Source organism: Bradyrhizobium sp. CIR48, assembly GCF_014198315.1.
In the GTDB taxonomy this organism is placed as follows: Bacteria; Pseudomonadota; Alphaproteobacteria; order Rhizobiales; family Xanthobacteraceae; genus Bradyrhizobium.
Window position 1 is genome coordinate 97,796 of the sequence record NZ_JACIHG010000001.1, and the last position, 21,422, is coordinate 119,217.

25 protein-coding genes and 1 pseudogene are annotated in these 21,422 nt (G+C 64.4%); 18 read left to right on the top strand and 8 right to left on the bottom strand.

Annotated features, from left to right (window positions below; translation table 11 throughout):
• Positions 1-11: 11 nt before the first annotated feature.
• Both GGD66_RS00470 and GGD66_RS00475 read left to right on the top strand, forming a co-directional pair.
• Positions 12-467 carry a MarR family winged helix-turn-helix transcriptional regulator gene (locus GGD66_RS00470; RefSeq protein WP_018320975.1) on the top strand — a complete coding sequence of 152 codons (456 nt, stop codon included), beginning with the start codon at positions 12-14 and terminating at the stop codon, positions 465-467.
• A 160-nt stretch (positions 468-627) separates the two neighbouring features.
• On the top strand, positions 628-1,017 hold the full coding sequence (locus GGD66_RS00475) for a hypothetical protein (protein WP_018320976.1): 390 nt from the start codon (positions 628-630) through the stop codon (positions 1,015-1,017).
• Between the two features lie 10 nt (positions 1,018-1,027).
• Here the strand turns inward: GGD66_RS00475 and GGD66_RS00480 are convergent, their stop codons facing one another.
• Positions 1,028-1,717: a hypothetical protein gene (locus GGD66_RS00480; protein ID WP_183256594.1), complete on the bottom strand. Its 690-nt coding sequence runs from the start codon at positions 1,715-1,717 to the stop codon at positions 1,028-1,030.
• 125 nt (positions 1,718-1,842) lie between these two features.
• Positions 1,843-3,039, bottom strand: a complete 1,197-nt coding sequence (locus GGD66_RS00485) for an amidohydrolase family protein (RefSeq protein ID WP_183256595.1) — start codon at positions 3,037-3,039, stop codon at positions 1,843-1,845.
• 157 nt (positions 3,040-3,196) lie between these two features.
• Here GGD66_RS00485 and GGD66_RS00490 point away from each other — a divergent pair, with 157 nt between their 5' ends.
• The 7 genes from GGD66_RS00490 (at position 3,197) to GGD66_RS00520 (ending at position 6,849) form a co-directional block, all read left to right on the top strand.
• Entirely contained in the window at positions 3,197-3,970 is a 774-nt protein-coding gene (locus tag GGD66_RS00490) for a ferredoxin--NADP reductase (protein ID WP_018320979.1), read from the top strand.
• Between the two features lie 105 nt (positions 3,971-4,075).
• Positions 4,076-4,402: a hypothetical protein gene (locus GGD66_RS00495; protein ID WP_018320980.1), complete on the top strand. Its 327-nt coding sequence runs from the start codon at positions 4,076-4,078 to the stop codon at positions 4,400-4,402.
• An 88-nt stretch (positions 4,403-4,490) separates the two neighbouring features.
• A complete protein-coding gene (locus tag GGD66_RS00500) occupies positions 4,491-5,759 on the top strand; it encodes a cytochrome P450 (protein ID WP_183256596.1) in 1,269 nt (422 codons plus the stop codon).
• 140 nt (positions 5,760-5,899) lie between these two features.
• A complete protein-coding gene (locus GGD66_RS00505; RefSeq protein WP_092252488.1) occupies positions 5,900-6,085 on the top strand; it encodes a hypothetical protein in 186 nt (61 codons plus the stop codon).
• A 13-nt stretch (positions 6,086-6,098) separates the two neighbouring features.
• Entirely contained in the window at positions 6,099-6,299 is a 201-nt protein-coding gene (locus GGD66_RS00510; protein WP_018320983.1) for a hypothetical protein, read from the top strand.
• 15 nt (positions 6,300-6,314) lie between these two features.
• On the top strand, positions 6,315-6,578 hold the full coding sequence (locus GGD66_RS00515; protein ID WP_183256597.1) for a hypothetical protein: 264 nt from the start codon (positions 6,315-6,317) through the stop codon (positions 6,576-6,578).
• A gap of 28 nt (positions 6,579-6,606) precedes the next feature.
• Entirely contained in the window at positions 6,607-6,849 is a 243-nt protein-coding gene (locus GGD66_RS00520) for a hypothetical protein (RefSeq protein WP_018320985.1), read from the top strand.
• A gap of 37 nt (positions 6,850-6,886) precedes the next feature.
• On the opposite strand, the gene GGD66_RS00525 is transcribed toward GGD66_RS00520, so the two are convergent.
• Positions 6,887-8,137 carry a DUF763 domain-containing protein gene (locus GGD66_RS00525; RefSeq protein WP_183256598.1) on the bottom strand — a complete coding sequence of 417 codons (1,251 nt, stop codon included), beginning with the start codon at positions 8,135-8,137 and terminating at the stop codon, positions 6,887-6,889.
• 128 nt (positions 8,138-8,265) lie between these two features.
• Between GGD66_RS00525 and GGD66_RS00530 the strand changes: the two genes are divergently transcribed.
• Positions 8,266-9,408 (top strand): mechanosensitive ion channel family protein, encoded by a 1,143-nt coding sequence (locus GGD66_RS00530; protein WP_092252494.1) that lies wholly within the window; start codon positions 8,266-8,268, stop codon positions 9,406-9,408.
• A gap of 12 nt (positions 9,409-9,420) precedes the next feature.
• Here GGD66_RS00530 and GGD66_RS00535 read toward each other — a convergent pair whose 3' ends face one another.
• From GGD66_RS00535 to GGD66_RS00545, 3 genes are all read right to left on the bottom strand, one after another.
• Positions 9,421-10,344, bottom strand: coding sequence for a PepSY domain-containing protein (locus GGD66_RS00535; protein ID WP_183256599.1), 924 nt, complete (start codon positions 10,342-10,344; stop codon positions 9,421-9,423).
• Positions 10,345-10,533: 189 nt separating this feature from the next.
• On the bottom strand, positions 10,534-11,334 hold the full coding sequence (locus tag GGD66_RS00540) for an ABC transporter substrate-binding protein (RefSeq protein WP_183256600.1): 801 nt from the start codon (positions 11,332-11,334) through the stop codon (positions 10,534-10,536).
• Positions 11,335-11,344: 10 nt separating this feature from the next.
• Positions 11,345-12,325: a tripartite tricarboxylate transporter substrate binding protein gene (locus GGD66_RS00545; RefSeq protein WP_183256601.1), complete on the bottom strand. Its 981-nt coding sequence runs from the start codon at positions 12,323-12,325 to the stop codon at positions 11,345-11,347.
• A 116-nt stretch (positions 12,326-12,441) separates the two neighbouring features.
• On the opposite strand from GGD66_RS00545, the gene GGD66_RS00550 reads away from it, so the two are divergent.
• The 8 genes and pseudogenes from GGD66_RS00550 to GGD66_RS00585 all read left to right on the top strand — a co-directional run bounded on the left by GGD66_RS00550 (position 12,442) and on the right by GGD66_RS00585 (position 19,631).
• Entirely contained in the window at positions 12,442-13,152 is a 711-nt protein-coding gene (locus GGD66_RS00550; RefSeq protein ID WP_183256602.1) for a TetR/AcrR family transcriptional regulator, read from the top strand.
• Between the two features lie 74 nt (positions 13,153-13,226).
• The gene (locus tag GGD66_RS00555) at positions 13,227-14,186 is read left to right on the top strand and encodes an amidohydrolase (protein WP_183256603.1); all 960 of its coding nucleotides are present in this window, start codon (positions 13,227-13,229) and stop codon (positions 14,184-14,186) included.
• The gene (locus tag GGD66_RS00560; protein ID WP_183257125.1) at positions 14,186-15,070 is read left to right on the top strand and encodes an amidohydrolase; all 885 of its coding nucleotides are present in this window, start codon (positions 14,186-14,188) and stop codon (positions 15,068-15,070) included. Before GGD66_RS00555 ends, GGD66_RS00560 begins: the two co-directional genes overlap by 1 nt.
• Entirely contained in the window at positions 15,067-16,371 is a 1,305-nt protein-coding gene (dctA, locus tag GGD66_RS00565; RefSeq protein WP_183256604.1) for a C4-dicarboxylate transporter DctA, read from the top strand. Before GGD66_RS00560 ends, dctA begins: the two co-directional genes overlap by 4 nt.
• A gap of 64 nt (positions 16,372-16,435) precedes the next feature.
• The gene (locus tag GGD66_RS00570) at positions 16,436-17,149 is read left to right on the top strand and encodes a PIG-L deacetylase family protein (protein WP_183256605.1); all 714 of its coding nucleotides are present in this window, start codon (positions 16,436-16,438) and stop codon (positions 17,147-17,149) included.
• Positions 17,146-17,828: pseudogene (locus GGD66_RS00575) on the top strand (4-carboxy-4-hydroxy-2-oxoadipate aldolase/oxaloacetate decarboxylase). The gene GGD66_RS00570 and the pseudogene GGD66_RS00575 overlap by 4 nt, the downstream one beginning before the upstream one ends.
• 19 nt (positions 17,829-17,847) lie before the next feature.
• The gene (locus GGD66_RS00580; protein WP_183256606.1) at positions 17,848-18,717 is read left to right on the top strand and encodes a hypothetical protein; all 870 of its coding nucleotides are present in this window, start codon (positions 17,848-17,850) and stop codon (positions 18,715-18,717) included.
• Positions 18,714-19,631 (top strand): DUF1932 domain-containing protein, encoded by a 918-nt coding sequence (locus GGD66_RS00585; RefSeq protein ID WP_183257126.1) that lies wholly within the window; start codon positions 18,714-18,716, stop codon positions 19,629-19,631. The genes GGD66_RS00580 and GGD66_RS00585 overlap by 4 nt, the downstream gene beginning before the upstream one ends.
• Here the strand turns inward: GGD66_RS00585 and GGD66_RS00590 are convergent.
• On the bottom strand, positions 19,621-19,968 hold the full coding sequence (locus GGD66_RS00590; protein ID WP_183256607.1) for a hypothetical protein: 348 nt from the start codon (positions 19,966-19,968) through the stop codon (positions 19,621-19,623). The genes GGD66_RS00585 and GGD66_RS00590 overlap by 11 nt on opposite strands.
• Positions 19,969-20,175: 207 nt before the next feature.
• A complete protein-coding gene (locus GGD66_RS00595; protein ID WP_183256608.1) occupies positions 20,176-21,417 on the bottom strand; it encodes an amidohydrolase family protein in 1,242 nt (413 codons plus the stop codon).
• Positions 21,418-21,422 lie beyond the last annotated feature (5 nt).

Genomic DNA, 21,422 nt, shown 5'->3' on the forward strand with positions numbered 1-21,422 from the left:
GCGGGGGACGGATGGCGAGAAGTGTCGCGGTGAAGAAGGGCGTCAAACCGGCAAAACCGCCTTATGTGCTCGACGAGCAGGTCGGTTTCATCCTGCGCCAGGTCTGGCAGCGCCACAGCTCGATCTTCTCCCGCGATATCGGCACCAATTTGACGCCGACGCAGTGGGCGGCATTGTCGAAGCTCGCCGAGACCGGGCCGTGCTCGCAGAACCAGCTCGGCCGGCTGACGGCGATGGACGTCGCGACGATCAAGGGCGTGATCGATCGGCTCACGGCGCGCGGGTTGACGGAAACCAGCCAGGATCCCGAGGACGGTCGGCGGCTGCTGGTCAGCCTGACGCGCGCCGGTCAGCAGCTTTCGGAGAAGGTCGCGCCGAACGCGCTCGCCATCACCCGCGAGACGCTGGCACCGCTCGACACGAAAGAGCGCGAGATGCTGATGGCGCTGTTGAACAAGCTGCGGTGAGGGTGCCGTAGAAGGTCTCGTAGGGTGGGCAAAGGCGCGAAGCGCCGTGCCCACCACTTCTCAATGGTGGGCACGCTTCGCTTTGCCCACCCTACGGCAGTTGAACAAGGTGCGGGGACGGGCGACTAACCTCGATGAGGGACTTGTCGAGGTATTAGTCATGAGAGTCGCGGCGAAGTTTACGATGCTCCTCACTCTCGGTGCGGTGCTGGCGGGCAGTTGCGCGCCTGCCTTTGCCGCGCAGCCCTACGAGGGCTTCTGGGCGTCCACCAAAAAGGACTGCCGCGATGACGACAGCCCCAACCGCATGAGCATCGAAGGCGGCAACCGCCTCTACTGGTACGAGACGCGCTGCCGCGCCGGCGAGATCACCGCTGACGGAAAGCTTGGCTGGAAAATGAAGCTCGCCTGCGAAGGCGAGGGCGAGAAGTTTCGCTCCAATCCCCGGGTCTCCATCGCTGTGGACGGCAAGCTGGTGATGGACAACGGACCGGTCGGGCAGGCCAAGCGCCAGACCTATGTGCGATGTGAGATCGCGAAGAAGCGCTGATCTCGAACGCTTACGTCTTGCCCGGCCATTTGGCGCGGTAGCGAATTTCGCTACCGTCGGCGAGCCGCCGCCAGGTCCCGAACTCCGGCGTATGCGGCGCCCGGGCCGTCAAGTCGATCGGGTAGATGCGGCTCGGCTGGCCCTGGATATTGATGGCGAGCTGCCGGTGCGAGGTTCGAAACGCGAGCTCGACTTCGCCTGCGATGACGGGCTGGTCGCCGTCACGATAGAAGGCGGCCGGGGTCACTTCGCCCGGCATCGTGTTGAGGTCGGTCTGCAATTCGATGGTGATGCCCTGGGCCGATGTCGGCACCGCGACCCCGGCCGGAAAACGGACCTCAAATACGAGCAGGGGATTGCCGCCGTTCCGGTTGAGCCATGGCGTCGCAGTCGCATAGGCGTAAGCGATGTAGATGCCGATCCCGGCGACGCAGAGCAGGACGACGACGCCGAGAGACTTCAGGCTGTTGCGCGCGATGCTGCCATTGCCCGCGTCCCGGCCTGAACGCCTCACCAGCCAGTTGGCAACCACCGCGCCGGCGATCGCGCCGATGGGGGAGTAAACGAACAGTCCCAATAGACCCGAGGTGATCGGGTCCGCGCGGTTGCCGAAATCGAACAGGGAAAACAGCACAAAGATCGCGACATAGCCCGCCACCGCGCCAGCAACGCCGACGGCTATTCGCGATGAGTTCTTCATGTTTCCCTCGATGGTCCAGCAATGAAATGCCGCCGCCGGGGGCTGCCTGCGTTAGACGCAGCAGGTCGCAGACTTGTTCAACGCCATCGAGGGGCGATGCCGAGCGGTGTGCCGCTCCGGCTGCGTCACTTCGCCACCACCTCCGGCACTTTCCCCGCGGGCGGCGTGTTCCGGCTGCGCTGGGTGCGCACGATGCCGTCGATGATGGTCATGCCGATGCCCGGGAGGTCGCCGAGCTGGACGCTCTCCAGGATGTTCTTGCCGGGCGAGTGCTGGGCCTTGTCCATGATGACGAAGTCGGCGGATCGCCCCACTTCAATGAGGCCGCAATCGAGCTCGCGCATCCGGGCGGTGTTGCCGGTGGCGAGACAAAACGCGATCTCGGCCGGCAGCTCGCCGAGCGAAGACAGCATCGAGACCATGCGCAAAATGCCGAGCGGCTGCACGCCGGAGCCGGCGGGCGCGTCGGTGCCGAGGATGACCCGGTGCAGATCGCCCATCTCGCGCGCGGTGCGCAGCGTGAACAGAGCGGAGCGCTCGTTGCCGTTATGCACGAGCTCGAGGCCGCGTTTGCAGCCCTCGCAGATGCAGCGGATCTGATCGTCGGGCAGGGCGGTGTGGCCGCCATTGATGTGGCCGACCACGTCGGTATCGGCCTCCAGCACCACGTCCTTGTCGATCAGACCGGAGCCGGGGATCGAGGGGCCGCCGGTGTGGATGGTGCTCTGAATGCCGTATTTGCGCGCCCAGCCGACCATCTTGCGTGCAGTGGGACCGTCCTTGACGCCGCCGAGGCCGACCTCGCCGAGCAGCTTGACGCCGGCGGCGGCCAGCTCCTTGAAGTCCTCCTCGACCATCTCGCATTCGATCACCGGCGCACCGGCGTGAACCTTCACGCCGCCGGGGCGCAAATTCCAGAATGCGCGCTGCGCAAAGATCGCCATCGCCTTCAGTCCGACGACGTCGCGGGGGCGGCCGGGCATGTGCACCTCTCCGGCGGAGATCATGGTGGTAACGCCGCCGTGGAGGTTGCTGTCGATCCACCCGATCTGGTTCTGACGCGGCGTCCAGTCGCCCGCAACGGGGTGGACGTGGCTGTCGATCAGGCCCGGCGCGACCGTGGTCCCGTTGGCCTCGACGATCGTGGTCGCGCCTTCGATGTCGATGTCCTTGAAGCGGCCGATCGCGGTGATCTTGCCGTTCTCGGCGACGATGGTGTCGCCATCCAGGATCGGCTTTTCCAGGGCGCCGGACAGGATCAGGCCGATATTCCGGATCACGAGCTTCGAGGGTCCGGTGGCCTGGGGTGCGTCATGCGCCATGGAAGGGGCTCCTTATTCCTAACTGCAACGCTTTCGATCTTGGGCAGCCTTGACCGCGGGATCAAGCAGGATTATTCATTAGTATACGAATGATCGTGTACAAACGACGCATAGCTGCCCGCCTCGGAACCGCATTGGAAGCGACAGGGAAGGTGAGATGAGCAATTTCAATCAGGAAAGCGTTTTGAGCGTCCACCACTGGACCGATACGCTGTTCTCCTTCAAGACCACGCGCAGCCCGACCTTCCGCTTCCGCAACGGCGAATTCACCATGATCGGGCTCAAGGTCGGCGAGAAGCCGCTGCTGCGGGCCTATAGCGTCGCCAGCGCCAATTACGAGGACACGCTGGAGTTCTTCTCGATCAAGGTGCCGGACGGTCCGCTGACCTCGCGGCTCCAGCATTTGAGGGAAGGCGACGAGATCATCGTCAGCCGCAAGGCCACCGGCACGCTGGTGATCGACAATTTGGAGGAGGGGCGCAACCTCTACCTCATCGGCACCGGCACGGGCCTTGCGCCGTTCCTGAGCGTGATCAAGGACCCCGAGACCTATGAGCGGTTCGAGAAGGTCGTGCTGTTGCATGGCTGCCGGCACGTCAAGGAGCTCGCCTATGGCGAGATGATCACCGAGACGCTGCCGAAGGACGAACTGATCGGCGAGTACATTCAGAATCAGCTGATCTATTATCCGACCGTGACGCGTGATCCCTTCCGCAACCGCGGCCGCATCACCGACCTCATCACCACAGGCAAGCTGTTCGCCGATATTGGCCTGCCGGCGCTGGAGGCCGCCCACGACCGCGTCATGATTTGCGGCAGCCCGGCACTGGTCGCTGATACCCGCGTGCTCCTGGGAGAGCGCGGCTTTGTCGAGGGCAATCACGGCGAGCCGGCCCAATTCGTGGTCGAAAAGGCCTTTGCCGAGCGCTAACGCGCAATTCTAGCTTGAGAAGACCGCATTTTCGCCGCGTGGGGCCCGTTGCGGCGCCGATTCGGCGCTTGATACACTGTGGGAACGAATCAGCGGAGTTCCCACATGGTTGCGGACAGCGACAGCAACATCGCCTGGCACCGGGTCCAGTTGAAGAAGAATCGCGCCGAGTTGAAGGCGCTGGAGACCGCGCGCTTCACGATGGGCGAGATCGCCTCCTCGAAGCGGAACGGCCAGACCCAGAAGGCGATCGCGGAACTCAAGCGCAAGATCGCCCAGTCCGAGCGCGTGATCGCCGATCACGACAAGCGCACGCGCCGTCCGCTCGGCACCGACATGCAGAGCCTCAGCAACGGCAGCTGGAGCCATTGGGACGCCTATACCAACCAGCAGCAGCGCAAGACCGGCCAGCGCTCGCCGGGGCGTGGATAGATCGCCGTCTCCTCGCGCGGGTTCCGACTTGCGGGTTGGCCCGCGCATACCATCTGGGTGAGACGCCAACAATCACTCCGGTGATCCCATGACAGCGCGCCTCGATTTTACCAGCGAGGCCTTCTTTCGCGATCCGCCCAAGGCGATCGCGGCGTTGCGCATGTCCGGTCCTCTCGTCGCGACGCGATTTCCTCTGGTCGGCGATGTCTGGATCACCACGACCCATGACGCGACGGCTCAGGTGCTGAAGGACGGCGCTACCTTCACGCTGCGCAAGGAGGATGGTGACGTCGCGGGTCTGCGCTGGTGGATGCCGAGCTTCGTCAGGACCATCGCCAACAACATGCTGACGATGGACGAGCCTGACCATACCAGGCTCCGCAGCATCGTGGACGAGGCCTTTCGCCGTCGTGCCATCGTCGCGATGGAGCCGCGCATCCGTGCCATTGCCGACGGCTTGGCCGACGAGCTGTTCGCGGAGGGACGGCCAGCCGATCTGGTCCAGCGCTACGCGCGCATCCTGCCGCTCGCAGTGATCTCCGAGCTTCTGGGATTGCCTCTGGCCGACCGGCCCAAATTCATCGCCTGGGGCAACGCGATGTCCTCGCTGACGAATGTCGTCAGCTTCTTCCGCTTGCTGTGGGCGTTCCGAAAGATGCGGAGCTACCTGGAGCAGCAATTGCAGGCCGCGCGCGTGCAGGGCGGCGAAGGCCTGATCGCCGAACTGGTCCAGGTCGAGCGCGAGGGTGCCCGGATCACGCCGGATGAAATGGTCTCGATGGTGTTTCTGCTGCTTGCAGCCGGCTCTGAGACGACCACGCATCTCATCAGCGGTTCCGCCTACGAGCTGCTCAGAAGTCCTGGCCTCCGCAATTGGCTGGAGCAGGATTGGAGCCGCGCCGGTCTCGCCGTCGAGGAGTTCCTGCGTTTCGTCTCCCCGGTGCAATTTTCAAAACCGCGCTATGTGCGGCGGGACGTCGAGGTCGAAGGCGTGCGTCTGAAGAAGGGCGACCGTGTCATGGTGATGCTCGCCGCCGCCAATATGGATCCGGCGATGCATGATCGTCCCGAAAGCCTCGATCTCGAGCGCAAGCCGAACCGTCACCTCTCGTTCGGGACGGGAATCCATTTCTGCCTCGGCCATCAGCTTGCGCGGATCGAGGCGGCCTGCGCGCTGGAAGCGCTGTTCGTGCGCTGGCCGAAACTTGGTCTGGCCGTCGACCCCTCGCAGATCCATTGGCGCAAGCGCCCGGGGATTCGCATGATTGCGAAGCTTCCCGTCACGGCCGAGATCCACGGAACATTTGCCGCTGCGGCGCCAGCGATGGCTGATCGTTCTCCCGTGCGGGCGGAGTGAAGCTCTCTCCTTCGGCAAATCGTCGCTGACCATGATCCGCTCGGAACGGCCTGCGGCGCTTGCTGTTGTCCACCGGGACCTGAGGCACGGGACGGAACAGTTCCGGGCCCAGAAGTCCCATCTCTCGAAGAGGTTGGATCATGACCAGCAAAATGCCGAATGTTCCGCCGGCCAATCAGAGCCGGAAGGGAACTGGCGACACCAAGCAAACATCGGCCGATCAGACTCCGCGCGGTCAGCAGCGCGCGGAAAATCCGGACCAACAGGGACAGCAAGGCAACATCAGGCAGAACACGACCAATCAGGGATACCAGCAAGACCGTTGAGGAGGCGACATTCATGTCGACATCCACCAAGACACCCAACAGTATTCGCCAGGGCGGCCCCGGCGCATCGCATGAGAACGCGAAGGCGCCGCTGGAAGTGAAGAAGCCGCCTGCGGACGATGAGCAGCGAAGCCACAGCCGCGTCTCCGGTGGTGGAGGCGAGCAGGATTCCCATCACCGCCACGACGCGGCCGGCAAGGGCGGCGGCAGGTGACGATTGGAGATCAGAATGCAAGGCAGAAAGACCCACGAACAGCAGGTTCGCATTCTCGAGCGCAAGCCTGACGTTCCCGATGCGAGGGAGCTCGATCAGGCATCCGGCCGCAACGTCGAGGGTACCGCTGCTCATCGCGCGCGGCCGGAAGCTCGACACAGCGAATTTCCGGTGAGCCGCGGCGGTCTCAACCAGGAAAGCGACCACAACAAGCACAACGACTCCGGCCAGAGCGGCCACAAGCAGCCGAAACCGACAGCGGCGCAACAGAAGCACTAGAGAAGATCACGGCCAAGAGGAGAGACTGATGCCAGGTGGGCACGGCAGCAAGACGCACTTCAGATCCGGCATGCATGGCAAGGGCGACGGCACCGGTGCATTGACCGATGTGCCCAAGGAGAAGATCGGCGATAACATGGTCCTGTCCAACCGCGACAAGGCCCAGCATTCGGACATTCGCGGCATGGACGGCAAGTCCATTCAGACCGAACAGTATCAGGATCACGCAGCCAACCGGCTCGACGAGACGCCGGAGACTGACGAGACCTGAGAGGGGCGTTCCTCCCGCTGAACTCGCGGACCGGTCTTCAGCCGGTCCGCTTTTTTGTCGGCACGAGGTCGCGCTCCCAGCCGAACACGGAGCGGCCGTCGAGGTCGGGTGAGGCCGCGCGCTCGCCGGCGATATAGGTCTCGACCGACGGGCCGCGCGCGGTGCGTTCCAGCCGACGCGCCTGGTCGTCGAGGCGCCTGATCGCCTGCATCTCTTCGTCACGTCCGAGCTTGGCGCTCTGGATCGCGCCCTTCAGCACGCGAATGGTCTCGTCGTAGACCTTGATCGGGACGGGGTAAGGATGCCGGTCCTTGCCGCCATGGGCGAGCGAGAAGCGCGCGGGATCCTTGAAGCGATAGGGCGCGCCGTGCACGACCTCGGCGACCATCGCCAGTGAGCGCACGGTGCGCGCGCCGACGCCGGGCGTCAGCAGCAGCTCCGGAAAATCGATCGGGCCGCGTTCGGCGGCTGCGGCGAGGGTGCCGTGCAGGCGCCGCGCGAACACATCCTTCGGCCGGACATCATGATGCGCGGGCATGATCAGATGCGGCAGCATGGCCTGCGCAGGCTCAGGCGCAGTCCCGGTGAGCCGCTCGAATTCAGTGAGGATGCGATCGGGGCCGAGATAGCTGAGGAGCTCGAGCTGCGCGTTGCGCGAGACATCGGCGCGGTGGTCGGTCAGATTGAGGATCTCGCCTTGTTGCGGACCGTCGATCGCGCTGTGCGGCGTATCGACGAAGCTCTTCAGCGCCTCGGAATGCCAGTGATAGCGGCGGGCCTGCCGCTTGTCGCCGTTCATTCCTTGTTGCACCACCGTCCATTTGCCGTCGGCGGTCACGAAGAAGCCGTGGAGATAGAGATCGAAGCCGTCCTGCACGGCCGCGCTGTCGACCTTCGCCACCAGGCGGCTGGCGCGGGTGAGCCTTGCGCCGTCGAAGCCGACGCGGTCGCCGAGCTGCATCAACTCGTCCGGCGTCTTGCGCGAATGCTGGCCGCGGCCGCCGCAGACATAAATGCCGAGCTCATCCTGGAGCGGCCCGAGCCCGCGCTTCAGCGCGCCGATCACGGACGTGGTGATGCCGGAGGAGTGCCAATCCATTCCCATCACGGCGCCGAACGACTGGAACCAGAACGGATGCGACAGCCGCTGGAGAAACGCATCGCGGCCGTAATGATGCACGATCGCCTGCGTGACGATCGATCCGAGCGAAGCCATGCGGCTCGCAAGCCACGGCGGAACCCGCCCGTTGTGCAAGGGAAGATCGGCGCTGCCGGTACGTCTGGTCATCGTGCCCCCAAATTAGCGCAGTTCGGCGACGGTTGCATCTGCGGAATGCTGCGTTGCACGAGAGAGGGGAGCCAAGCCGGCCGGGAGGCGTTGAGCGGGCTACGCGAATGCAATGACGGGGACAATCGATGAATCTGCAGGCCCTGATGGCCGACATCGACAGGATGTTCGGCTGGATACCGTCGTGGTTTGTCGGCCTCGGTCTGGTTCTCGGCGCGATCTTGCTTGCGCTGTTCGTCTATCGGGTCGCCGTATGGCTGCTCGCGCGCGCCTTCGGAACCCGCCTTCCGCTGCTGAGCGTGTTCATTGACCGCACCGCGGGGCCGGCCCAGCTGGCGCTTTGCCTGGCGGCCGTCGCATTGGTCCTGCCGCTTGCCCCGCTCGACGACATGATCCGCACGCCACTGATGCGCCTGTTCGTCGTGGCCGTCATTGCCCTGATCGGCTGGATCTCGATCCGGGTCGTTGACATGAGCGCGGCGCGGTACTTGCAGAATTTCCGCGATGTCACCGAGAATTTCGTCGCGCGCAAGCACGTCACGCAAGTTCGCGTGTTCAAGCGCGTCACCGATACCATCATCGTCGTCATTACGGTGTCCACCGCGCTGATGACGTTCGATTCGGTGAGGCAATACGGCGTCAGCCTGTTCGCCTCCGCCGGCGCGGCCGGCATCATCGTCGGTCTTGCCGCACGGCCGCTGCTCAGCAACCTGATCGCCGGCCTGCAGATTGCGATCACGCAGCCGATCCGCATCGAGGATGCCGTGATCATCGAGAACGAATGGGGCTGGGTGGAGGACATCGCCTCGACCTATGTCGTGATCCGGCTGTGGGACTGGCGCCGCATGGTGGTACCGCTGTCCTACTTCATCGAAAAGCCGTTCCAGAACTGGACCCGCGACACCGCCTCCCTGATCGGCGTGATCGCGCTGCACGTCGATTATCGCGCCGACGTGCCGCGCATCCGGCGTTGGCTGGAGGATGCCGTGAAGCAGTCCAAGCTCTGGGATGGCGCGGTGGTCAATCTCCAGGTGATCGACGCGGACTCCCGGACCATCGAGCTACGTGCGCTGGTCAGCGCAAGAAACGCGCCGCAATCCTGGGACCTGCGCTGCGAGATCAGGGAAAAGCTCGTCGCCTTCATCCGCGACGAGATGCCGGAGGCGCTGCCGCGCGAGCGCGCGATCCTGATCCCGTCGGCCGACGATGATGCCGATCTCCTGCGGCCCGTCGCGCGGCCGGAGAAGATGCGGGCGAGCGCGCATAATTGACCGTCCGAGCGATCAGCGGGCGCCGACCACGGCCGCGCCAGCCTGGCGGTCGGAGCGCGGTCGCCGCTTGCGCAGTTTACGTCGGGCCCAGATCAGGAGACCGGTCGACAGCAGCGTGAGCAGCGCGATCGACGTCACCACATTGAGCGACGAGGCGATCAGGGCCGACCAGTTTCCCTCATGGATCAGGCGCGGCCAATTGCGTGGCAGTGGCGTGACCTCCGATGAATTGACGGCATAGGCGCGTAGTTCTCCTCCGTCATAGATTCGCGCCATCATGTGGCCACCGCGCATACCGATCGAGATCACGTGCGTGAGATCGTGGGAGGCCGCGACCATGCGTATCGCGTCGGGCAGGGCGAGGGGACGGCCGCTGCCGGCCGGAACGCCTCCGCTCTGAAACGTCAGGCCGAACGCCATGCAGAGGCCGGTCAGCGGGCTCAACAGGACGAGCGGCAGCGCGAACCAGGCCGTGCCCTTGTGCCATCCGGAGAGCGTGTTGCGCAGCCGCGGCAGTCCCATGAGGCTGCCGAGCAGGATCAGGATGACCATGGCGATGGTCGAGCTTGTCACCAGCCACGCCTGGCCGAGCAGCCGTTCATGCGTGATCCGCGCCCACCGGAAGAGATCGGTCGGGCCGGAGCTGGCCGCAGCGGGTGCGCCGGTCACGAGGTCGATGGCCGGCGCGCCGGAGCCTAGCAGCGTCATCCGCTGGCTAGCCGCATTGATCGAAAGCCCGCGCGCCTTGTTGTGTGCATCGTACGTCTTCACCAGCTCGACGACGCGCGCGGCATCGATCGCCGGACCGCCGATGCCATTGACTTGCATCAGCGGCTCGAACGCCAGGATCAGGCCGGTGGTGATGATCGCGAACAGGGGAAGCGCAAAGACCAGCGTGATCCAGCGATGGAGTGTCAACAACAGGGGTTTGTTCATTCTTCGGTCTCCGGCGATCTTGGCACTGGTCGCCTAGCGCAGCCCCGAAGACAAATGACGCTTTGTCCACCTTGCCGCGTTGATTTGCAGCAAATGGACGCGAGGCTATCGCGATGCTGCGATCGCCAATCGTTCGCAGGTTTTCGAGAGACTGCAGCAGCTGCGTCGTGCGGTCTCGCTCGGCGAGACCTACTCGCGCGTTACCTTCATCGCGCCGCGCAAGCCAGCCTGACGTTGGATCGTCTCCAACGCGCCGGACGACTGTTTCTCCGCAACGAAGCTGTTGAGCAGGGACAGCGCCTCTTCGCGTCCTCTGGGGATCGCGATGGCCATGTGCTCCAGGCCCCAATTGCCGTCGAGAATCCTTGCGCCCGGCATCTGGTCGGACATTTCGAACAGCGTCGGCTTGTTGGTCGCGTAGAGATCGATCTCACTGCTCCCGAACATCGCGATGGCGGCCTTGACGCTTGCGGCGGGAACGATGGTCGCGTTCTTGAATTTTGTCGGCAGCGTGCGCTCGGAGGTCGAGCCTTTGGTGACGCCGATCTTCACACCGGGCTTGTCGATGTCCTCGACCTCTCTGATCGGCGAATTCGCCGGGACGAGAAAGCCGAGCTCGATTGCCAGCACGGGCCGGCTGAAGCTCACCTCGTTGGCGCGGGCCGGCGTGGCGTTGGTCACGGTGAAGTCGATCTTGCCATCGTGGATCGCGCTGACGATGTCGGCAACGCGCTCGAACCTGACATAATCGACGCCAACGCCGAGCCGCTGGGCGAGCTCGGCGCCGAGATCATAGGCGAGGCCGTGCGGCTTGCCGACGGCATCCGTCACCATCGAGGTCGGGCTGCCCGGATAGATGCCGACGCGCAAGCTGCCGCTCGGCGCCAGCAGCTTTGCCTCGCCGTCGGCGCGCGCGGACGCGCCGAACAGGCTGATGAGTGCAACGGCGAGCAAGGCGGTGCGCGCAAGGCACCGGGAAAAGGTCCTCATCTGAAGAGCCTCACTGCGCGCGGATGTTGGCCGCCTTCAGCACCGGCTCCCATTTGGTCGCCTCGGCGTGCATATAGGCGTCAAACTCCTTGGCGGAGGAGCCGACCGGAGCGGCGCCGATCTTGCCGAGCGTCGACAGCACGTTCGGATCCTGCAGCGCCGCCTTGAGATCGGTTTCGAGCTTCGCCACGATCTCCGGCGGCATTTTTGCCGGACCAAGTACGCCCCACCAGACCGAGACGTCATAGCCGGAGACGCCGGACTCGGCGACGGTCGGGACGTCAGGCAGCGCCTTGGAGCGTTCAGCCGAGGTCACCGCGAGCGCGCGCACCGGACCGCCTTCGAGCTGACCGATCGCTTCCGCAAGCGGATTGATGCTGAGCGGGATCTCGCCGGCGATGACAGCGGTCAATGCCGGCGCGCCGCCCTTATAGGGGATCGCGACGATCTTGCTGCCGGACATGTGTTTCAGCAGTTCGCCGGCCAGATGCGCCGAGGTACCGTTTCCGGACATGCCGTAAGATAGCTTGTCCGGATCTTTCTTCGCCGCAGCCAGGAGATCGCTGAGCGTCTTGTAGGGACTGTCCTTGGCCACCACGATCGCGAGCGGTGAGGAGGCGACTTCGGTGATTGCGGTAAAATCCCTGAACGTGTCGTAGGGCACGCTCGGATAGATGAACTGGTTGAGCGGATGGCCGCTCGCGACCAGGATCAGCGTGTAGCCGTCGGGCGCGGCCTGCGTCAGCGCCTGCGAGGCAACGATGCCGCCGGCGCCGGGACGATTGTCGACTACCGGCTGCTGACCCCAGGACTTGGCCAGCGCCTGGCTCAACGTGCGCGCGAGCACGTCGACCGCGCCACCGGCCGCGTAAGGTACGAGGATGTGAACCGGCTTGCTCGGATAAGTGTCGGCGGCCTGCGCGGCGCTGCCCGCGAGCAGCAAACCGGCGCCCAGCATCAATCCGCCGATTGTCTTGTTCAAACCCAGCATTTTCCCAGCACTCCTTGCGGGCGCACGCATCCTTGCATCGGTCTTCCAGGCCGTCCGGATGCCGCCCATGGTTTTTGTTGACGAGACCTGATCTTTTGTACGATAGTACAAATCACATGGTACGCAAGCCCACCAGCAAGGAAACGGCCCGCAAGCCGAACATGCGCGAGGCAATCCTCGCCGCGGCCGAGGAGCTGTTCGCCACCAACGGCTTCAACGCCGTCTCGGTGCGCGACATCGCGCAGGCTGCCGGAGCCAATCCCGGCAGCGTGACCTATCATTTCAAGACCAAGGACGGCCTGCTGCTGGAGATCTACCGGCGCCATTGCGGGCCGATGAATTTGCGCCGTTCGGAGCTGCTCGCCGCCGCCAGGCGGGTGCGCGATCTCCAGGACCGGCTGGAGGCTGTGGTGCGGGCCTACGTCGTGCCGGCTTTCACCTCGGGCAGCGACCTTGCCGGCGGCGGTGCGCGCTTCACGCGGCTGCGCGCCGTGATGTCGGCCGAGGGCAACGAGGTCGCGCGAAAAATCATCGCGCAGACTTTTGACGACACCAGTCACGCCTTCATCGATGCGATCCACGAGAGCCTGCCGCACATTCCGCGCACCGACATCGTCTGGCGCAGTCACTTCCTGCTCGGCGCACTCTATTACTCGCTGGTGACGCCGGATCGCGTCTCGCGCCTGTCGCGCGGCGAGGCCGATGGCGGCGATGCCGCCAGCGCTATCGAGCAGCTGGTGCAGGCCACGGTCGCCTCATTCCAGGCGCCGCCGCTCGATCATGCCGCGCCGGCGCGGCGGCGGCCGGTCGTCAGCAGCAAGACTTGAAAGAAGCCACCCGAGGGGAGGCGCGTAACAGCGCTTCCGCTCGCAGGCGGACGATGTGACGGGGTGTTGGGAACATGAACAGGCGGGAGTGCTTGCATCTCTTGACCGGACTGGCCGGTACGGCGCTTGCGAGCGAGGCGTGTGCGCAAGGCGCAGAGCCGAAAGCGATGTCGACGATCACGCCGCCGGACCCAAATCCCACGACGCCGTCGTTCAAGCTGCCGGCAAAATCCTGCGACAGCCATACCCACATCTTCGGGCCGGCGTCGCGTTACCCCTTCGCGGAAAAGCGTCCCTACAACACGGCTGATGCGCCACTGGAGGCGTTCCGCCGCGTCCACGAGACGATCGGCGTCGAGCGCTGCGTCATCGTGAATGCGACCGTGCACGGCACCGACAATCGCGTCGTCACCGACGCCATCGCCCAGAGCGAGGGGGCCTATAGGGGCATCGCCAACGTCAATGACGAGATGACCGAGAAGGAGCTGGCGGCGCTCGACAAGGCCGGCATCTGCGGCTGCCGTTTTGCCTTCCTCAGGCGTCTCGGCGGCGTCGGCGATATGGGTAAGTTCCAGCGCATCGTGCACCGCGTTGCCGAGCTCGGCTGGCACATCGACGTCTATCTTGAGCCGGGCACGATCGCCGAGTTCGCAGGCCTCCTGACTGCGCTGCCGACGCCTTATGTGATCGATCACATGGGCACGGTGCAGGCCGGGAAGGGGCATGACGATCCCGGCTTCACCGCGCTGCTCGACCTTCAGAAAAAGGACGAGAAGTGCTGGGTCAAGATCACCGGCCTCGAGCGCGCCTCCGCCGTCGGCAAGCCGTTCCACGATGCGGTGCCGTTTGCCAAGGCGCTGATCGACAACGCGCCCGATCGCGTGCTCTGGGGCACCGATTGGCCGCACCCTAACGTCAAGGTCATGCCGAACGACGGCGAGATCGTTGACCTGATTCCCCTCTACGCGCCCGACGCAAAGGTCCGGCAAAAGCTGCTGGTCGACAATCCCGCATGCCTGTTCAAGTTCACCTGATGACGATGATGTACACACCCACCATTCCGCCGCCCGATCCGAACACGCGCACGCCGAAGTTCAAGCTGCCAAAACTGTCCTGCGATGCGCACTGCCACATCTTCGGGCCCGGTGCGAAATACCCTTATGCGCCGGACCGATCCTACACGCCGCCGGATGCGCCGCTGGAGGATTTCCGCACGCTGCATGCCAAGATCAGTGTCGAGCGCGCCGTCATCGTCAATGCCAGCGTGCACGGCACTGACAACAGTGTGGCGCTCGATGCCATCGCGCAGAGTAGCGGCGCCTACCGCGCCGTCGCCAATATCGACGACACCATCACCGAAAGCGGGCTTCGTGCGCTGCACGAGGGCGGTTTTCGCGGCTGCCGCTTCAATTTCGTCCGCCATCTCGGTGGCGTCCCTGACAAGGGCGTGTTCGATCGCGTCATCGCCATGGTCGCGCCGCTCGGCTGGCACATCGACCTGCATTTCGATGCGATCGACCTGCCTGATTATGCCGACATGCTGGCAAGGCTGCCGCTGAGCTACACCATCGATCATATGGGACGGGTGAAGGCCTCCGAGGGGCTCGACCAGTTGCCGTTCAAGATTTTGATCGAGCTGATGCAGCGCGACGAAAAATGCTGGGTCAAGATTTGTGGCTCGGAGCGGGTGTCCTCCAGCGGTCCGCCCTTTACCGACGCGGTGCCGTTCGCGCGAAAGATCGTCGAGACCGCGCCCGACCGCGTCATCTGGGGCACCGACTGGCCGCATCCCAACGTCAAGGTGATGCCGAATGACGGCGACCTTGTCGATCTGATCCCGTTGTTCGCGCCGGAGCCGGAGTTCCAGCAGAAGATCCTCGTCGACAATCCGGCGCGCCTGTTCGAGTTCGACCGATGACGGCGATCGCGATCGACAAGCCGCGCGGGCGGCCCTGGTGGAGGGAGCTCTGGATCCAGGTGCTCATCGCCATGGCGGCCGGCATCGCGCTTGGGATCGCCAGTCCGGAGGCGGGCGCCAAGATGCAGCCGCTCGGGGATGCCTTCATCAAGGCGATCCGGATGCTGATCGCGCCGATCATCTTCTGCACCGTCGTGCACGGCATCGCGCACATGGCCGACATGGCGCGGGTCGGGCGCGTCGCGGTGAAGGCGATAGTTTATTTCGAGATCATGACCACGATCGCGCTGATCATCGGCCTCATTGCGATCAATTTTCTCAAGCCCGGCGTCGGCATGAACATCGATCCCGCCAGCATCAATGCCAGCGCGATCGAGCCTTACGTCAAGCAGACCAGCGTCATCGGCTTCGTGCCATTCCTGATGAACATCGTGCCCGCGACGTTCATCGGCGCCTTCGCCGAAGGCAACATCCTCCAGGTGCTGTTCATCTCGGTCCTTTGCGGCTTTGCGCTGGTGCAGCTCGGCGAACGGGCCGCGCCGCTGGTCCATCTGATCGATATCGCCGCCAAGATGGTGTTCGCCGTCGTCGGCTTCGTGATGTGGGCGGCGCCGATCGGTGCATTCGGCGCCATCGCCTTCACGGTCGGCAAGTTCGGCGTGGGATCGCTGGCCTCGCTCGGCAAGCTCCTCGGCGGCTTCTATCTCACCTGCCTGGTCTTCATCGTCGTGGCGCTCGGCCCGGTCGCGCGGCTCTGCGGCTTCTCGCTGCTCAAGCTGATCCGTTACATCTGGGAAGAGCTGCTGATCTGCATCGCTACGACGTCGTCGGAGACGGTGCTGCCGCGGATGCTGACTAAGCTGGAGAAGGCGGGCTGCGAGAAGAGCGTGGTCGGGCTCGTGATCCCGACCGGCTACTCCTTCAATCTCGACGGCACCTGCCTCTACCTTGCCGCCGCCTCGGTGTTCCTGGCGCAGGCGACCAACACGCCGTTCGGGCTTGCCGAGCAGATCGAGCTCTTGCTGATCCTGCTGGTGACCTCCAAGGGCGCGGCGGGGATCGCGGGCGCCGCCTTCGTCGTGCTGGCGGCGACGCTGTCGGCGACCGGTACCATCCCGGTGACGAGCGTGGCACTGGTGCTCGGCATCCATCGCCTGATGTCGCAGGGGCTGACGCCGACCAATCTGATCGGGAACGCGGTCGCGACCATCGCGATTGCCAAATGGGAAGGCGCGCTCGACGGCGAACGGCTGAGGCGCGTGCTCGACGGCGAGGAACACGTGGCCGCTGCGATCCGATGAATTGGCTTCCGGCGCGACGCAGGCGGCTTATGATGCTTACGAACAAGAGAGGGGAGTTTCTCCCATGAAGACAGGTCTCGTCATCACCGCCCATCCCGGCGATTTCGTCTGGCGCGCCGGCGGCGCGATCGCGCTGCATGCGAAGAAGGGCCATCGCATGAAGATCGTCTGCCTGTCCTTTGGCGAGCGCGGCGAGAGCCAGTTTGCCTGGAAGGAAAAGGGCGCGACGCTGGAATCGGTCAAGGCCGGCCGCAAGGACGAGGCGGAGCGGGCGGCAAAGCTGCTAGGCGCGGAGATCGAGTTCTTCGACTGCGGCGACTATCCGCTGAAGCTCACCGAGGCGCATTTCGACCGCATGGTCGACATCTACCGCGAGCTCAATCCCAGCTTCGTGCTGACCCACGCGCTGGAAGACCCTTATAATTTCGACCACCCGAACGCAGCGCATTTCGCCCAGGAGACGCGTGTGGTCGCGCAGGCGATGGGTCACAAGCCCGGCGCGCAGTACAAATATTCGGCGCCGCCGGTGTTCCTGTTCGAGCCGCATCAGCCTGAGCAGTGCAACTACAAGCCGGATCTGCTCCTCAAGATCGATGAGGTCTGGAAGGAGAAGTACGAGGCATTCCAGATCCTCGCCGCGCAAAAACATCTCTGGGGTTATTACGAGCGCGTCGCGCTCAACCGCGGCATTCAGGGCAGCCGCAACACCGGCGTGCCCATGACCTATGGCGAGGCCTATCAGCGCCTGTTCCCGACGGTTGCGGAGGAGCTGGCATGAAGCCGGTCGTCGTTCGCAATATCAAGCGTGCCGATCCCGCCGGAATGGCGGCGTACGGCGTCTCGACCGTGCACGAGGCTTACGGGCGCGTGGGTCTGATGAAGCCCTATTTGCGCCCGGTCTGGGCGGGCGCGTCGATCGCCGGGCCCGCCGTCACCGTGCTGGCGCAGCCCGGCGACAATTGGATGATCCATGTCGCCGTCGAGCAGTGCAAAAAGGGCGACATCCTCGTCGTCGGCTGCACCACCGACAATACCGATGGCATGTTCGGCGAATTGCTGGCGACCTCGCTGCAGGCACGCGGCGTGCAGGGGCTGATCATCGATGCCGGATGCCGCGACGTCAATGCGCTGCATGAGATGAATTTCCGGTATGGTCGCGCGCTGTCTCGGCCAAGGGCACAGTCAAGGCAACGCTCGGCTCGGTCAACATTCCCGTGGTCTGTGCCGGCGTCAATGTCGATCCCGGCGACATCGTCGTCGCCGATGACGATGGCGTCGTCGTGGTCCCGAAGCGCTACGCCGCCGAGGTTGCCGAGAAGGCGAGGAAGCGCAACGCTGACGAAGGCGGCAAGCGCAAGCGCCTTGCCTCGGGCGAACTGGGTCTCGACATGTACGGCATGCGCGAGGCGCTGGCGAAGGCCGGGCTCGTCTATGTCGACAATCCCGAGGACGTCTGAAGATTAGCGGAGCGGGCGGATGGATCGTCTCAAGCTGAAGGCCGTGCTCGGCAATCATCCCCACGTGCAGGCGGTGAAGAGCGGCGCGCTCCGCTCCGATCTTTTCGATCTCGACTTCATCACGTACACGCCGACCAACACCGCGTTCAAGCCGATGGTCCGGGAGCAGGCCTTCGATGTCTGCGAGATGGCGATTGTCACCTACCTGATGGCGAAAGCCCACGGCAAGCCGCTGGTGCTGCTGCCGGCGACCATGCTCGGCCGCTTCCAGCATTCCTATGCGCTCTACAATCCCACGAAGGGAACGCTCGGGCCGTCCGATCTCGAAGGCAAGCGCGTCGGCATCCGCTCGTTCACGACGACGACCGGCGCTTGGATCAGGGGCATTCTCGCCAACGATTACGGCGTCAATCTCGACAAGATCCGCTGGGTCACCTTCGAGGATCCGCACGTGGCCGAATATGTCGACACCACCGAACGCGCCCCGAAGGACAAGAAGATTCTGCAGATGCTGCTCGACGGTGAGCTCGACGCAGTCCTCGGCGAGACCTCTGATAGTCCCAGGTTGAAGCCTCTATTCCCGGATCCGGCCGCGGAGGCCGCCAGATGGTACGCCCGGCGCGGTGTCGTACCGGTCAATCATCTCGTGGTCGTGACCGAGCAACTGGCGAGAACGCGTCCCGAGATCGTTGCGGGTGTCTATGATCTCCTCAAGCAGGACAAGGTGCAGGTGGGGCCTGCGGCAGCGCCCGACCTTGTCCCGTTCGGGATCGAGGCCAACCGGAAGCCGCTGGAGTTGATCGTCGACTACGCATTCCAGCAGGCGCTGATCCCGCGCCGCTATGCGATCGAGGAGCTGTTCGACGAGACGACACGAGGATTGAACTGATGGTGGATCCGAAACGATGGCAGATCGGGCTTATCGGCTATGGCGAAGTCGGCAGGATCCTGGCCGAGGATTTGCGCCAGCAGGATATCAAGGTCTCGGCCTATGACATCAAGCTCGGTGGCGAGCAGGGCGCGCCGCTGAAGGAGCATGCGGCGAAACACGGTGTGACGCTGGCAGTATCTCATGCTGAGCTGACCGCGAAATCAGATTTCATTATCTCCGCTGTCACCGCCAGCCAGGCCGTGCCGGTGGCGAAGGCCTGCGCCGCTGCGATCAACCAGGGCACCTGGTTCCTCGATTTCAATTCGGCCTCTCCGGGCGCCAAGCAGCGCGCCGCGGCGCTGATCGACGGCGCCGCCGGCCGCTATGTCGAAGGTGCCGTGATGACCTCGGTTCCGCCCTATCGCATCAAGGTGCCGCTGCTGCTTGGCGGGCCCGGCGCCAGGGAGATCGAGCCGCTGCTGAACGCGATCGGCTTTGCCGCCAAGGTTGCGAGCGACGAACTCGGCGTGTCCTCGGCGGTGAAGATGTGCCGCAGCATCATGATCAAGGGCCTGGAGGCCATGGTCATCGAGAGTTTTACGACCGCGCGGGCCTATGGGGTCGAGGATGCCGTGCTGGCCTCGCTCGCGGAAACCTTTCCCGCGATCAACTGGGAGAAGCAGGGCACCTATTTCTTCCAGCGCGTCATCGAGCACGGTCGCCGACGCGCCGAGGAGGTGCGTGAGGTCGCCGAGACCGTGCGTGAGGCGGGACTGACACCATGGTCCGCGCAGGGCACAGCCGAGCGTCAGGCCTGGGTCGCTGATCTCGCCGATGAAGGGCTGTTCGGCGCCAGGGGCACCAAGGAGTTTGCGCGCAGCGCTGATTGGCGTACCGAGGCAGACCGAATCCTGAGCAAGATCAAACGCTGACGCCGAACGCGTAGGTTGAGCTCAAAACCCTGCCGCGGTCGCGATAGTTCGAGATTTCGTCACGGGCGAGCTCGATCAGGTCGACCAGGCGCTTGGCCTCGCGGACGACTTGCTCCTGGGCGGGCGCGGTGCGGAACTCGGTGAGAATCATGCGGATGCACTTGTCGGCAGTATCCAGCGTCCAGAGCGCGCGGGTCATGTCGTCCTGCGTCTGGATCGCCGAGATATCGAGGCCAGATAGGACTTCGCCGATTCCCTTTAGGCGCTTGACGGCCGTTTCCGCCGGCGAGTCGGCCCGAATGGAGCGATAATCCATGCTACTGAATGCGCTGAACATATACATGCTTCCCCACTGAACGCAGATCGTTCAGTGCGCCCCTTTAATATGATCCGGGCGGCCTGTTGTGCAATGCGCACAGCTACGGTCCGGGATTCTACCGGGCTCGGATCTGAGGACGGATCGGCCGCAAATTGGTACGAAACGGTCCGACGATCAATCGTGTTCCCGACGATTTTACCGTTGGAGCTTCGACCGGAAACGCGTTCAGGCCCCAGGCCGGAACAGCGCGGGCCGCTGCCGTGCGAACGTCTGCCGGCCATCCTTGAAGCCCATCATGACGTCGGGCAGCTCGGCGATGGCGAAGCGGCTGTCTTGCGTATCAAGCACGATGAGATCGGCGGGATTGCCGACCTTGATGCCGTAATCGTCGAGGTTCATCAGCCGCGCCGGCAGCTCGGTCACGAGATCGAGGCAGGTGTCGAAATCCCCCACCGAGGCGTGCGCGACATTGGCGTAGAAGTTCGCCATCCGCAGCAGCGAGGCATCGCCGAACGGCGTGAAGGGATTGAGGACGTTGTTGGTGGCGACCGAGCAAACCACGCCGCCGCCCGCGAGCTTGTGGGCGAGGGTCAGCCCGCGTGGCGCGTTGTGGGTGGCGTCGCGTCCCATCAGATAGAGATCGGTCGCGGGCAGCACGGTGACGGCGACGCCGGCTTTCGCCAGTTGCGCGGTGGCAGCCTTCATCCGCTCCGGCGGCAATGCCGAGAGCTTTGTCGCATGGCCGATCGCGACCCGTCCATGATAGTTGCGCCGCTCGGTCTGGCGGCAGACCTCATCGAGATGCCACCAGGAAGGATCGAGATCAAAGTCGAGATGGAGATCGACGTCGACGTCGAACTCCTGGGCGAGATCGAAGATGCGCGCAAGATGCGCGGTCGGATCGGTGTCGGTATAGGGACAGCCGCCGATCGTCTCGCCGCCGTCGCGCAGCGCCTGGACCAGCAGCTCCTCAGCTCCGGGATCGTTGGTTAGCCCCTCCTGCGGGAACACGCAGAGCGACAGGTCGAGCGCCCATGCATAGTTGCGCTTCAGCGCCTTCACCGCCTCGAAGCTTCGCAGACCAATCCGCGGATCGATTTCCACATGCGTGCGCATGCGCGTCGTGCCGTTCACGATCGCACGTTCGAGCACCTTGGCGCCGCGTGCGTAAACATCCTCGACTGTGAAGTCGCGTTTCATGGCTGACACAGCCCGGATGGCGTCACCGAGACTGCCGCGATCGTGGCCACAGCGGTCGAGCAGACAGGCCTTGTCGAGATGGATGTGGGTGTCGACGAAACCGGGCAGGGCGAGGTGACCGCCGATATCGACCTCGACCGCTTCGCAGGCGAGCTTTGGCTCGATCGCGGCGATCCGGCCGGCTTTCACGCCGATGTCGACAGGCGCGGCGGATGATCGCAACAGTGCGTTACGGAAGATCAGGTCGAAGGCGGGCTGGGTGATCATGGCTC